Genomic DNA, 13,284 nt, shown 5'->3' on the forward strand with positions numbered 1-13,284 from the left:
TAGAGTAGACATTTAACCGGGTTTGTCCAGGTTTGAGTAGGTTCTACAAAGCGGTAAAAATCTGGTCGAAGTCCAGAAAATGGACTTCCTGCGTCACGCACCGCCCCCATCCGGAGACGAAGAGATGAAGAGATGAAGAGGTGAAGAGAATCCGTAACACCACCCCCCTCGACCCCCTCCAACGATCGCCAAACGCCGTAAAATAACCCACACAGCAGACCATTCCCCCCAAAGACCCTTGAGCGCATCCACCTCCCCCACCTGGAACGACGACACCGAACTCGTCAGCCTTCGCTTCCAGTTACAACCCCAACGCACCGCCAAGCTGTTCCCCCAATACAGCGTCGGATTACACGCCTGGTTCCTCGACACCGTGCGCCAAAGCGATCCCGAACTCTCCACCTATCTCCACGACGGCGAGTCCGAAAAAGCCTTCTCCCTCTCCCTCCTCAACGGCGAACTTCCCCTAGTCGGACGCCAACTCGAAGTCCAGCGCGATCGAACCTATCACTGGACTCTCACCTTCCTCAACCGCGACCTCGTACAGTGGGCCGAAACCTGGCTGAAAACCCCACCAGAGACCCTCACACTTCGCGCCGCCACCTTCAACATCCAATCCATCGACATTTACCGTCCCCCCACCACCTACCAAACCCTCTTCGACAGCACCGACGGCTCCTCCGTGGAACTGAGTTTCCTCACCCCCACCAGCTTCCGCCATCGCGGTCATCACGTCCCCCTTCCCGTCCCGACAAATCTCTTCCACAGCTACCTGCGTCGCTGGAACGACTTCTCGGGAATTCCCGTCGAGAGCGAAGGCTTCCTCGATTGGGTCGATACCCACGTCGTCATCCGCCGCCACAACATCCAATCCCACAAAGTCGCCGCCGGAAAACGGGGGTCTGTCACCGGATTTACGGGATCGATCGAACTGGCGGTATCCGCCACCGCCGGCCACCAAACCCCCCACTACGTCCAAGTTTTCGCCGCCTTAGCCCAGTTCGCCCCCTACTGCGGAACCGGCCACAAAACCCCCTTTGGTTTGGGGGAAACCTGTTTGGGATGGACCGAACCCACCGTGGAACTGAAAAGCGAAGAAATCCGTCTCGCCGAACGCATCGAACAGCTCACGGAACTCTTGTTGAAATTCCAAAAACGCCCCGACGGAAATCGCGCTCAAAAAATCTGCAAAACCCGCGCTACGATTCTGGCGCGTCGGGAACTGGGGGAATGCTTGCAAGACATCGCCGACGATTTAAAAATGCCCTACGATACGGTAAAAAGCTATGTTAAAGTCACCCGTCGCTTCTTGCGGGAGTTGGAATAGCCGCCACACCGGGAGGAGATTGTCAGAAATGGGGGTTCAGCAAATACGATGGTCTGTGAATTGCTGGTTTCCAATTACAGGAGTTACGCACTTGTCGGTCAACAAACCCGGTTTTTCGCCCTAATGGAATTTCGTTAAAACACCGAGTTTCTGCGTCAGTTCTAATTTCGCTAAAATGTAAATTTCTGTTGCAATACTTTGACGGCTTGCGGTTGCAATATGTTAATATAAAAAAAGTTATTTTTCTGTAATTACTGTATTTATACAAATGTAATATTTATTAATTTTTTGAATCAAAAAATAACAAATAACACCATCAAAACCGGATATTTCAAGTTAAAAAAAGAGTATAAAATACAATCGATCGCAACATCTATAAAAACCATTAACCGAAGGAATTCTTATCTCGCTATCGAGGTCGATTGAGGAGAACAAGAGAAATGCCCGTCGAACCTGGAGATCGATCGACCGAGCCGATCGATCGAAAACTGCCCCCACTCCTGTACGCCGAAGCCTCAGTCCGTTCCGACAGTGGCCTTTCCCTCTTCAACACCACCGAACTCATCACCCACAAAAACGTCGATCGATTTCGCTCCGCCCCCAACAAAATCCAATGGGCGGCACAACAACTCAAACGAGCCAATTTCCAAGTCCTGTCCCTGGGAAAATTCACCATTTCCATCGCCGCCCCCGCAAAAACCTACGAAACCTTTTTCAACACCAAGATCGTCCCCGAAGAACGATGGATGCTGAAATCCGGCGGTGTCGAAGAAACCGCCACCTTTTTCGACACCCCAGACACCGACATTTCCGGCTTAATTGAAACCGCGTCCAGTCCTCTTTCCGAGACCCTAGACGGCGTAGCCATCAACGAACCCATCTATTTTTTAGAGGATTTTTTAGACTCGCAAAACCTGCCCGACGCCGACCCCCCCCAGTCTTCCTTTTGGCATCTGAAAGTCCCTCACGCTGTCGCCGAGGCTCTCAACGCCACCCTCGTCCATCAAAACGGCATTACCGGGAAAAAGGTGCGGGTGGCGATGGTAGATTCCGGTTGGTATCGCCATCCTTTTTTTCAAAAATACGGCTATCGCAGTCGAGTCGTCTTGAGTCCCGGCGTCTGGCACCCCGACACCGACGAAGAGGGTCACGGAACGGGAGAATCAGCGAATTTGTTTGCCCTAGCCCCCGACGTGGAATTGACGATGGTGAAAACCTGCCTTGTCAACGCCGTAGCGGGATTCAAAACCGCCCTCGCCTTACCCCAACCGCCTCATATCATTTCCTGTAGTTGGGGATTTCCGCAGAAATACCATCCCATTTCGGCATTTCATCAAGCTTTGGCGGCAGTGGTCGCCGATGCCGTCAACCAAGGCATCATCGTGGTAGCGGCGGCGGGAAACGGACATTGGGCTCTTCCGGGGCAACATCCCGACGTGATTTCAGTCGGTGGCGTCTACCGACATCCCGATGGCACCCTCGAAGCCAGCGATTACGCCAGCGGTTTCAAAAGTCATATTTATCGAGATCGCACCGTTCCGGACGTTTGCGGTTTGGTGGGGAAAACACCAAGAGCCGCTTATATTATGTTGCCCGTGGAACCGGGATGTTCGATCGATCGGAATTTGGGGGTTACAGAACACCCCGACGGCGACGCCACCGGACAAACCGACGGTTGGGCAGCCTTTAGCGGCACCTCGGCGGCTGCCCCGCAGGTGGCAGGAATTTGCGCCTTAATGAAACAAATCAATCCCCGACTGTCGCCTCATCGCGTCCGCCAAATTTTACAAGAAACTGCCCGAGACGTAGTGCAAGGATGCTGTCATCGTAATACGGGGGGCAACGCGGCGGGAGTGGGGTTCGACTTAGCGACAGGATATGGCTTAGTGGATGCGTTGCAGGCGGTAGAAGCGGTTCGACGGGAGGGTTTGAAGGAGGCGTGGCGCGATTCGTCCGGCGACTGTCGTTCTGGGGGGGTTGGTGGATTGCCAGATAAGCTTCAAGATAAGTTTCAAGATAAGTTTCAAGATAAGTTTCAAGATAAGTTTCAATTTCAAAGACAGGAGTGGAAAATGGATTCTAAACTGAGAAAACACTACGAAGAAATTTTGTGGGCGTTGGATAAGGCACTTCAGGAAATTGAGGAGATTTCTGGGGAGTACGAGCTGGCGATCGATCCCAGTAATTTCGTCGTTCGATCGCCCGTCACAAAAGCCGCATCTCATCTTATGAAAACCCTGAAAGACGAAAGCCAAGATATCGAATTCAGACTGTTGGCCGCCGAAGGATTAATTAAATTGAATCGATATCCCGAACAAGTCTTAAATTTTCTAATTCTTGAGGCTCAAGAAACCATCCAGGGACTCCCTGAAAACGATAAAAAGCACGAGCTACAGAAACTCTGGTTAGAAGCTTTAGGAAACACACAGAATTTTCTCAGGACAAACGGTGCGTTTTTTGAATGTCCTCAAGGATTCCATATCGATGACGAAACAGGCAATTGCGTAGCCATTCCCTAATTTTCAGCCGCCGAAAAATTAATCCGTGCTTTAAGGTTTTCCAGAACCGTATACGGAATGTTGCAATTCTCGGATTGAGTCAAGCAGCAATCATATACAGATGCCAAAAATTCTGGACTGGCTTCAGACTGCACTGACTTATCGTCGAGGGAATTCAAAAAGTCATGCCATAATTTGGGATTGCTTTCGTACTGTTCCACAAGGTATAAAGCCGCGAGATTTTCTGCCAGAGGATCGAGCAAAAAACAAATACGATCTTCACCGGGATCGATAGTTTTAATAATTCCCAGTCGGTTTTCTAAATAATCCAGGTAAAGTTTGGCATTTTTATCATCTCCGAGAACGCTTAAAACCTCCTCCCGATTGGCACTCGTCGGTTGATAGCTGTGTTTGAGGCATTCCCAGGCGATCCGTTTCGCATGGCGATAAACAATACGATTTTCTAGGGGATGTTCGATGATACTTTGATTTAATATTTTTAAATACTGTAACATTAAATCGGTTACAGTATTGGGCATACCGTGCATATAATCAATGTGCGTACTGGCTTTGGCAGCAACCACGCGATCGGCATACATTTTAGCTAATAAAACAGTGAGTTGTGTTTGGCCTCGATCTCCCGCCAGTTCAGAGAGTTTGCTACAAATTTCAAAAAATTCTCGATCGCTAAACAAATCCCGTTTTCCAATTTTCGTTAAATAGGATTCCATAAACGAGGAAAGGCGATTTCCTTGAATTCGCAACGGTTTAATCGTGGTTCGGTTAATTTTCCCCAATTCCTCCTCAATACGGGATGTGACGATAGAGGCGTTAATCGGGAAACTGGGAAGTTCGGGATGAATTTGCTGGCGAGTCTTCTGAGTCATTTCAGAGAAACCATCTAAAATGACGAGCAACCGTTGCTGTCGAAGGAGTTCTTCGAGAAACTCTTCGGAAATGGCTTTGGGAGAATTAATCAAATCGCATAACAACCCCCGAATTAAGGTGGTTAACCTCGATTTTCCATCCGGGACTTCAAAATCTAAATCCTGTTCGATTAATATCGGAAGCATTTGATGTTTGCAAAGCCGAGTTTCGATATCGTCCGACATCGCCCATTTCGCCAATTGCAAAGCCAAACTGGTTTTTCCCGAACCGCCTTCGCCCCAAATTAGAATACATTCTCTCGGTTGCTTAAATCCGGGCTTTAAGTCTTGAGGGGAAAGCTCTGGGATGGTTTTACCGTTGAATACAACGGGAATCGAAATATGAATTTCTCGCTGTCGAACGGTTTGTTTTTGGTTGAATTCTTCTCGAGCGGTATTGATGTAAGATTTGACCCAGGCATCTAACACTCTGGGATGATAGTTATAAAATCCAACCAATAAGGCGAATCGAGTCGGTAAATTAAATCCTCCCAGCCATTTCGGGAGGGAAAAATCTGCATATTTTTTTAAAGACTCGTTAATTCTGAGGAGTGCAATTGGATATAAATATAACAGGAGAGACCAGAGTATCGACAAGGACAAGCAATAGATAACAATTGCCGATAGTTTTGGATAGTTTGAAATCCATTTTTGTAAAGTATTAGAGAAGCAGTTTCGGCTAGATATCCGAACATTTAGAGCGGTATTTTCAAGCTCTTGTATAATTGAATCGAGATTGCCGTCTAACTGATTTAAACTCTCCTGGTTATCTTTAATGTAAGAGAACATTTGATTGATTCCCTCTTCTACCTCTTGTTTTTCGCCACAGGTTAGAACGACCGTGTTTTCCCGTAAAGTTTTGGCGATTTTGGGGAGATAGGAAAGGGTTTCCTGACGAACGTTTTTTTGGGGATGTTCCAGTAATTCAGTGAAAAACCGAACAGCCGTTTTTAAGTCTTTCCCACTACTCGCTAAAGCGGTTGCGATACCTAACTGAACCGACCAAATTGATGTGTTGTTTAAGGTTTCCTCCAATTTTCTCCTTGTTTTTTTGAGTTCGAGAGGAGATTCGATCGCACTCAAAGACTCCCCTAAATATCGAGTTGCTGTCGAACGAACCGTGTAGTTATCATCTTGTAAAGCGACTAAAAACCCTTCGACAACCTCGAATTGAGTCGGGGCGATATGCTGTAGTGAGATGAGGGCATTTAAACGAGTATGCTGGTAATCATCTTGAAGTGCTTTTACGAGGGGATCGATCGCGTCTTGTGCGGCTCCCCCCGGTTCCAAAAAATAAAAAGAATACGCGGCGGAACTCCGAACTTCTCCATTCGCATCGTTTTCTAAAATTTCAACCAGAAGGGGGACGGCATTTTCCGCATCTAAATTGGTTTTTCTCAGGGCAATAATGGCTTGTTGACGAATATCGGGATTAGTATTTTCTGTGTCTAAAATCTCGACGAGTGCTTCAACGCCCGCGTCTCCCAGCTTTTGAATTTCCTCGCGAGCATCTTCGTTGTTATCCTTATTCTCGTCAATTAACTGTTGGATATAGGGTCGAATCACAGCATCGACTGACTCAATCCCCTCTGGACTTTCTTCTTGACTCCAACTATTCCCCGCCCAAAGCATTGGCAGCGAAATGGCAATTGCCAACGCCTTAAAAACCTGCATAAATCGACTGCGATCGAACCTCAAACCCCCACCTCACTCGATCGACAATTCCATGATAACGATCGACCCCAGACAAACCCTGGAAATCCAACAATCTCGCCAAAAAACTTTACGTTTCTTCATCCCCTCTCCAGGGTCAACCGTTGCGAGAAACCCAGTCTTTCCCCAATCCACGAGATCTGGCGAAACACCGTCCCCCACCTCGATCGCGCTTCCCGGCGATCGCGCTCCCGCGATCGAGCTACACTAACAACATGGCAGTTGCCCGGAAATAGGACTCATTCTCAGACCGATGGGCGGTAAACCGCTGCCACATCCAGCTTACGGACACTGACGACGACGCTATGCAAACCGCAGACAAACAAGACCGAATCATGGAAGCCCCCAAACTGGGACTTCCCGTCACCATCATCACCGGATTCCTCGGAAGCGGTAAAACCACCCTCCTCAACCACATTCTCAGCAACCAAGAAGGCATCAAAACGGCAGTTCTCGTTAACGAATTCGGCGAAATCGGCATCGATAACGAACTCATCGTCTCCACCGAAGACAACATGGTGGAACTGAGTAACGGTTGCATCTGCTGCACCATTAACAACGACTTACTCGAAGCCGTTTACAAAGTTCTCGAACGCCCCGATAACGTCGATTATCTAGTCGTGGAAACCACAGGACTCGCCGACCCGCTTCCCGTGGCGCTGACCTTTTTGGGGACAGAACTGCGGGATTTGACGCGCCTCGATTCCATCGTCACCGTCGTAGACTGCGAAAACTTCAGCCTCGACCTCTTCAACAGCGAAGCCGCTTACAGCCAAATCGCTTACGGCGACACCATTTTACTCAACAAAGTGGATTTAGTAGATGAAGCGGACGTAGACGCCTTAGAAGTGCGAATTCGCGACATGAAAAAAGACGCTCGCATTTTACGCACCAACCATTCTCAAGTTCCGCTTCCCTTAATTTTGAGCGTGGGATTGTTCGAGTCAGACCAGTATTTCGACGCCGCTGAGTCGAAAGAAGACCATCATCACCATCACGACGCTCACCACGACCATCATCACGACCATCATCACGACCATCATCACGACCATCATCACGACCACCATCACCACCACCATCATTCCGATCACTTAGAAAATGACGGCTTCGTCTCCGTATCTTTTCAGAGCGATCGACCCTTTTCGATTCGGAAGTTTCAGTATTTTCTCGATAACCAACTCCCCTCGACCATTTTCCGAGCCAAGGGAATTCTCTGGTTCGACGAAAGCCCCGAACGTCACATTTTCCACCTCAGCGGGAAGCGATTCACCATCGAAGACGACGAGTGGAAAAACGATCCCAAAACCCAACTGGTTCTCATCGGACAAAACCTCGATCGCGACAGGCTCTTATCCCAGTTGGAAAACTGCGTAACGACGCCTTCGAGCAACAGCGGTAAAGGATTCGGCTTTTAACCGCCGTTTGAGGGGTTCGCTGAAGCGATAAGTCTACATTGTGGGTGCGTGACGATTTTTCGGTCTCAGATTCGACCCCCCGATGTTTAAAATCACGCACCCTTGTCTGTTGGCGGTGTAAATTGTCGGTGCGTGACGATTGGTTCCTTTAACAATTTACACCCGATTTGTCAAGTCACGCACCCGACTGCTGTTCGCGGGTTCATTGTTCACGGGTTCATTGTTCACTGTAAATGCGTGTTGTTTTACAACGGGTGAAATCCTCTCAAGTTACCGTGTCCGGGCGTTTGGTCGGACAGATCGATCGCGGACTCAACCTGTTAGTGGGAATCGCCAACACGGACACGGAAGCGGAATTAGATTGGATGGCGAAAAAATGCTTAGGACTGCGTTTGTTTCCCGATTCCGACGGTGAAGAAAACGGTCGTTGGGATAAATCCGTCACCGACATCGGCGGCGAGTTATTGGTGGTCAGTCAGTTTACGCTCTATGGCGACTGTCGGAAGGGGCGTCGTCCCTCCTTTGATAAATCCGCCAAACCGACTTCGGCTAAAGTGTTGTTCGAGAAGTTTGTCGAGAAACTCAAACAAAGCGGTTTGCGGGTGGAAACCGGCGAGTTTGGTGCCATGATGGAGGTATCGATCGACAACGACGGTCCGGTGACGCTACTTTTAGAACGCGAAGCTATTTCAGGGAAGAGTGAAGCGTGAAGAATGGGGACAGTTCGCGGTTGACAGTTTCTTCCTTGTCCCCCTTGTCTTCCTTGTCTCTCTGCTTACTCTTCCCGATAAAAGTCGTCTAAATCGTCGATTTGGGCGTCGAGTTTAGCGGAAATGACTTGAGCCAACACCGATTCGAGGGTATCGTCGCTGAACTCCGATTCCGATCGATCGACCAATGGCGACGTGACCGGAATCAGTCGCAGTTGTCTGCTTTCTTGAACCAGGTCGAAATAGGTATTCGCCCCGTCGCCCCGTTTCAGTTCCAAATAATCGAAGCTGGCCACGTTAAGATACAGCGATCGATTCGCCAGAATCGTCGATTGTTGGGGGTCGGAAAAAACTTCCACCACATAGGCTTCGCCCCGGCTGTGGGGTTCGCCGTCTTGGAGGTAGAGGTAACGCACCTGATGGAGGTCGCCGAGGACGCGCTGCATATCGCGTTTGTTGACAATCAGCCCGGTCTCGATGATGCAGGGGGCGGGGATTCGGGTGTCGGATGAACGGTCAAGCATGGAACTGACTGGGTTAATGGACGATTTCCCTTCGCAAGCTTCGAGAGTCGTTAACGGCGAGGTTAACTGAGATGGTGATGCTTCTTAAAAGCTGGATGTAGCGATCGAGCTGCGATCGAGACGACAGGATGGCTCGAGCCTGGGTTCAAAAAACGAGCGCGATCGATGTCTCGATACAATCTTGGCATAGATAACTCGGTTCGGATATCCGTCAAATAACTGAATTTGCAAATTTTTATGAGCGATCGTCGATTTTCGTGGCTGCGCGTGCGTTTTTGGGTTCGCCAAACTCAAGTCGCCCTAGCTGCGATCGCATTTTATACCTGTTTGCCCATACCGCCGACCTGGAAACTCGACTTTAACGGAATTGCCCGTTTAGCGCCCTTGGTGGGACTGTTTCTCGGCGGTATTTTAAGCGCGATCGACGCGATTTTAGGAGGCTTAGGCGTTCCCGCTTTAACGAGAAGCGTCGCCGTTATTTTAACGGGGATCGCCTTAACCGGCGGTCTCCATTTCGATGGTGCCATGGATACGGCCGATGGCCTTGCGGTGCCTGACCCCCAACGTCGGTTAACTGCAATGCAAGATAGCGTTGTCGGCGCCTTTGGCGTCATGGCCGGAATTGCGATCGCGTTCCTAAAAACAGCAGCCTTAGCCGATTTATCCGTCGATCGAACCTTTGCCTTAATGGCAGCTTTCGGATGGGCGCGGTGGGGACAAGTGGTCGCGATCGTGCGCTATCCCTATCTGAGACCTTCTGGAAAAGGTGCCATCCATAAAGCCTCAATTCGATCGGCACTGGACTTAATTCCAGGGGGTTTAGCCTTGCTCGCCTTAAGTTTGTTTCAACTCCTCCTACACCCCGATCGCTGGTTGTTCGGCGTCGGTATGCTCTTAGGCGGCAGTGCTATCGCTATCTTAACGGGAGCTTGGTTCAACGCCAAACTCGGCGGTCACACCGGCGACACTTACGGGGCGGTGGTGGAATGGACCGAAGCCGGAGTGCTGTGTCTGTTAACCGCCTTAGCCGCCGCTTCGGGATGATGAGATGATGAGATAATGAGATGAGGGGATGATGAGATGATGAGGGATCGGTGCGTGACGATTTCTCGGTTTCCCCTTCGATACCCGATTGGTCAAGTCACGCACCCTACCCGGTTCCCGGTCAACTTTCAATTTTTAACAGCTTTTCCATGGTGGTTAAGACTTTACTCGGATCGACCGGTTTTGAGAGGAAACCCGAGGCTTTTACCATTTTGGCTCGCATTCGATCGACCAATCCATCTTGACTGGTTAAAATCACCACTGGCACTTTCTCTAAAGCGGATACTCGACGGATTTGAGCGCAGACTTCATAACCGTTGATCACGGGCATCATCAAATCTAAAAACACTAAATCCGGTTGGCGTTTGATGAGCGTGGGTAACGCTTCGAGGGGGTCGGTAATGTAGATAAAACGATATCCGGCACCGCGAACGATGACTTCAAGGATTTTGCAGTTTTGTAAACTGTCGTCGATACAAGCAATCAAGGGCGCGTCTTCAGAAGACTTGCCCTCGAAGTTTTGCCCCTTGAGTCTATCGTCAGTGGGATTCGATTGGGAGTCGTGCAAGTCGGGAATTTTCACGAATTCGATCGATCCCCGCCTAACGTAGGGAAGTAACGACTTCGTCAAACGGCGTAAGTCTTGCTTGAGGGAAACGGCTAAGTCCCGCAGCGTACTGCGACCGTTGGCTAATACAGTGAGTTTCCGATAGGCTTTGTCCGATACCGAACTGCGAAGCTGTTCGCGATGTCGTATCGTCGGTGCAGCATCGGGGGAATAACTACTCAAGCCGTCTTCACCCCAGGTTTCCCATTGAATTCGCGCTTCGGTAAGCACGTCGGCCACTTTCAGCAGAGCCAGAGACTCCGTCAGGGTTTCTTCGGCGTAGGCAATTCCCGTCAGGGTTTGGGATTGGCAGGCTTGCAAAATATCAAACAGTACTTCGATGGTACAGTAGTTAGCAACCGCTTGCACGCTCTCGCGATCGATCTGCTGGCGTTTGAGTAAAACCGAAAGTACGAGATATTCCCACGTGGTTTGTTTGTCCGTTTTACGAACGTTCAAACGGCTCAAATCCAGTTGGGGGCAAGCCTGGGAGAGCGCCCGCCGCCACCGTCGATGAGGATGCGTTCCACCTCCAACCCAGACAATTCGTCCGAGGCGAAAGTACAAATCCCAGCTTTTCGAGGCGGGGGCGACAATTTCCAACCGACCTGAAAAGTGCTTTTGACTACTGACTAAAATCGCTTCGATCGCACTGGGCATCTTCAGTTCGGAATGGCTACGATTCGTATCGGTCGAGGACGGGAAATCGGAACGGGAACTCGGATTCGGTGTCATGGTCTTCCGCGAGTTGGCGGTTTGGGAAAGGGCGATCTCTCAAAAAGTCTGGACGTATAAGTTTATGTTGGTCGAACGACCGTTTTAGAATAATTACCAGAAATACCCTTCCTTTGTTTCACTAAATAATCTAGTCTAAATTGAGCGATATTGGCTAATATTTTAGATTCGGTTGAGCGATCCTGCATTTCGATAAAGGGGTAAAGTTTTGTTGTTTTTTCGCGTTGTAACTTATGCAGCTTCACAGTTTTATGGGCAAACAAAAAACGATCGCTTTTGTTTTCTTATTAAAAATTTACAATTCGTGATGTTTTCGCTCAATATCGTTACATACCGTTTTAGAGATGCGATCGAGATTTCAATAGGCTCGATTCGATGTAACTATCGCCTATGCAAGGTTTGTTTGTCGGCTTAACCACCCTAGATGTTATTTATCTTAGCGAACGCCTCCCCCAGCCGGACGAAAAGCTCGTAGCCTCGGACTACACGATCGCAGCAGGCGGTCCAGCGACGAACGCCGCCGTCAGCTTCAGCAGTTTGGGCATTAGCTCAAAGGTGGCGGCCTGCCCCTGTGAGTCCTTCGGAACCCGCAGTTGGTTGAACGGGCGATCGTCATGTTAAAACAGGAGCGAACTATCCCGCTCTCTCCATAAAGCTCCGTGAAACGCAGGTTGAATCGATTCGCCCCCCTCGCCCTCGTCGTCCTCCTGGCGATGTTAACTGTCGGGTGTGGACGCCGCCAAGCCTATGGCTGTCGCGTTGACCAAATCGAAGACGCCGAACTGTTAGAACTCGAACGCGGCGAAGTGGAAATGACCTGTGGAAACCGGGTCGTAGATGTATCGTGGAGTCAGTTTCGCCGCAAACTGAACCTCGATCCCGGTCAGTACAAAGACGACCTGCGATCGTTCGATCAACAGTTTAACTGTATTTACGAACCCGATCGAAACAACGAACTGTTGTGTCAGCGGGGACGAAACGGCAAATTCGAGACGCTTCCGTTTACCGACGACGACTAGGGACATTTCCCAGACCGAAAGCTTCAAGAATGCGATCGCTGGCGGACGCCGGACTCGCCGAAAAACCTGAAACCGCACCCGCCGTCTTGCCTTGAAGAGTGGACAAATGGCGAGTGCGGTTCCTGTGAGCGAGCCGAGTCAGCCGTTAAGCAATGCGTTGGCGCAGCATCCAAACACAGAAGGTCAGCATCAGCAGCACACTACTCGACGGCGTAGCTTCGGGAACCTGAACGGGAACGCCACTCGGCACTTGCATGACGATCGGTTGAGTCGCAACGGTTGGCGGGGGAGTCGCTTGCTGTAGCGGGGTTTCAGCGACGGGGGTTTGTTGAATTTGGCTTTCCATGGTAGATGTCCTCTGATGTTGCGATGGGATGATAGTTCCAAAAAAAACGGCTCTAGAAAGTGAGCCAAAAATCGGCTAAAATCTAAAAGACGAGTGCGATCGCGTTTATTTACTATCGAGCAGTTGTTGGCGCAACAACCACACGCAGAAGGTCAGCATGAGCAGGATGCCGCTCGATGCTCCCGCTTCGGGAACTTGAATCGGGAACCCGAAGGGCATGGGGCTAGAAACCGGTTGCTGAGCGGAGTAGGTGGGTTGTTGAACGGGGGTTTGAGATTGCATGGCTGGTTTCCTTGGATAAAAAAACGAAGGATAAAAAAACGAAGTTTTGAAGCCTTTCTGTTGAAATGAGCCAAAACTTGGTAGGCTCGAAAAGGCGCTTTTTTCGCTCTTAAAGCTTTTTCTTACGAGCGTTGAAAG

General features: G+C 49.7%; 13 protein-coding genes. 8 read left to right on the top strand and 5 right to left on the bottom strand.

From position 1 onward, the window contains the following. Positions 1-238: 238 nt before the first annotated feature. Positions 239-1,327 (top strand): CRISPR-associated endoribonuclease Cas6, encoded by a 1,089-nt coding sequence (gene cas6, locus ACP5D4_RS07320; protein WP_428010974.1) that lies wholly within the window; start codon positions 239-241, stop codon positions 1,325-1,327. 440 nt (positions 1,328-1,767) lie between these two features. Then, positions 1,768-3,846 (top strand): S8 family serine peptidase, encoded by a 2,079-nt coding sequence (locus ACP5D4_RS07325; RefSeq protein ID WP_428010975.1) that lies wholly within the window; start codon positions 1,768-1,770, stop codon positions 3,844-3,846. Here ACP5D4_RS07325 and ACP5D4_RS07330 read toward each other — a convergent pair. Further along, complete coding sequence (locus ACP5D4_RS07330; protein ID WP_428010976.1) at positions 3,843-6,407, bottom strand: HEAT repeat domain-containing protein; 2,565 nt, start codon at positions 6,405-6,407, stop codon at positions 3,843-3,845. The genes ACP5D4_RS07325 and ACP5D4_RS07330 overlap by 4 nt on opposite strands. On the opposite strand from ACP5D4_RS07330, the gene ACP5D4_RS07335 reads away from it, so the two are divergent. The 3 genes from ACP5D4_RS07335 (at position 6,394) to dtd (ending at position 8,589) form a co-directional block, all read left to right on the top strand. After that, positions 6,394-6,675 carry a hypothetical protein gene (locus ACP5D4_RS07335; RefSeq protein ID WP_428010977.1) on the top strand — a complete coding sequence of 94 codons (282 nt, stop codon included), beginning with the start codon at positions 6,394-6,396 and terminating at the stop codon, positions 6,673-6,675. The genes ACP5D4_RS07330 and ACP5D4_RS07335 overlap by 14 nt on opposite strands. A gap of 94 nt (positions 6,676-6,769) precedes the next feature. Next, positions 6,770-7,879, top strand: a complete 1,110-nt coding sequence (locus ACP5D4_RS07340) for a CobW family GTP-binding protein (RefSeq protein ID WP_428010978.1) — start codon at positions 6,770-6,772, stop codon at positions 7,877-7,879. A 233-nt stretch (positions 7,880-8,112) separates the two neighbouring features. Then, positions 8,113-8,589: a D-aminoacyl-tRNA deacylase gene (gene dtd / locus ACP5D4_RS07345; protein WP_428010979.1), complete on the top strand. Its 477-nt coding sequence runs from the start codon at positions 8,113-8,115 to the stop codon at positions 8,587-8,589. 65 nt (positions 8,590-8,654) lie between these two features. Here dtd and ACP5D4_RS07350 read toward each other — a convergent pair whose 3' ends face one another. After that, the gene (locus ACP5D4_RS07350; RefSeq protein ID WP_428010980.1) at positions 8,655-9,113 is read right to left on the bottom strand and encodes a hypothetical protein; all 459 of its coding nucleotides are present in this window, start codon (positions 9,111-9,113) and stop codon (positions 8,655-8,657) included. Positions 9,114-9,350: 237 nt separating this feature from the next. On the opposite strand from ACP5D4_RS07350, the gene cobS reads away from it, so the two are divergent. Next, positions 9,351-10,157 (top strand): adenosylcobinamide-GDP ribazoletransferase, encoded by an 807-nt coding sequence (cobS, locus tag ACP5D4_RS07355; protein WP_428010981.1) that lies wholly within the window; start codon positions 9,351-9,353, stop codon positions 10,155-10,157. Positions 10,158-10,278: 121 nt separating this feature from the next. Here the strand turns inward: cobS and ACP5D4_RS07360 are convergent, their stop codons facing one another. Beyond that, entirely contained in the window at positions 10,279-11,499 is a 1,221-nt protein-coding gene (locus ACP5D4_RS07360) for a response regulator (RefSeq protein WP_428010982.1), read from the bottom strand. A gap of 390 nt (positions 11,500-11,889) precedes the next feature. Here ACP5D4_RS07360 and ACP5D4_RS07365 point away from each other — a divergent pair, with 390 nt between their 5' ends. Both ACP5D4_RS07365 and ACP5D4_RS07370 read left to right on the top strand, forming a co-directional pair. Then, positions 11,890-12,120: a hypothetical protein gene (locus ACP5D4_RS07365; protein ID WP_428010983.1), complete on the top strand. Its 231-nt coding sequence runs from the start codon at positions 11,890-11,892 to the stop codon at positions 12,118-12,120. Between the two features lie 38 nt (positions 12,121-12,158). Then, positions 12,159-12,518, top strand: coding sequence for a hypothetical protein (locus ACP5D4_RS07370; RefSeq protein ID WP_428010984.1), 360 nt, complete (start codon positions 12,159-12,161; stop codon positions 12,516-12,518). Between the two features lie 145 nt (positions 12,519-12,663). On the opposite strand, the gene ACP5D4_RS07375 is transcribed toward ACP5D4_RS07370, so the two are convergent. Beyond that, the gene (locus ACP5D4_RS07375; protein WP_428010985.1) at positions 12,664-12,864 is read right to left on the bottom strand and encodes a hypothetical protein; all 201 of its coding nucleotides are present in this window, start codon (positions 12,862-12,864) and stop codon (positions 12,664-12,666) included. Positions 12,865-12,969: 105 nt separating this feature from the next. Continuing rightward, positions 12,970-13,146, bottom strand: a complete 177-nt coding sequence (locus ACP5D4_RS07380) for a hypothetical protein (RefSeq protein WP_428010986.1) — start codon at positions 13,144-13,146, stop codon at positions 12,970-12,972. Positions 13,147-13,284 lie beyond the last annotated feature (138 nt).

It is taken from the genome of Baaleninema sp. (assembly GCF_049974805.1).
Lineage (GTDB): Bacteria > Cyanobacteriota > Cyanobacteriia > Cyanobacteriales > Geitlerinemataceae > Baaleninema.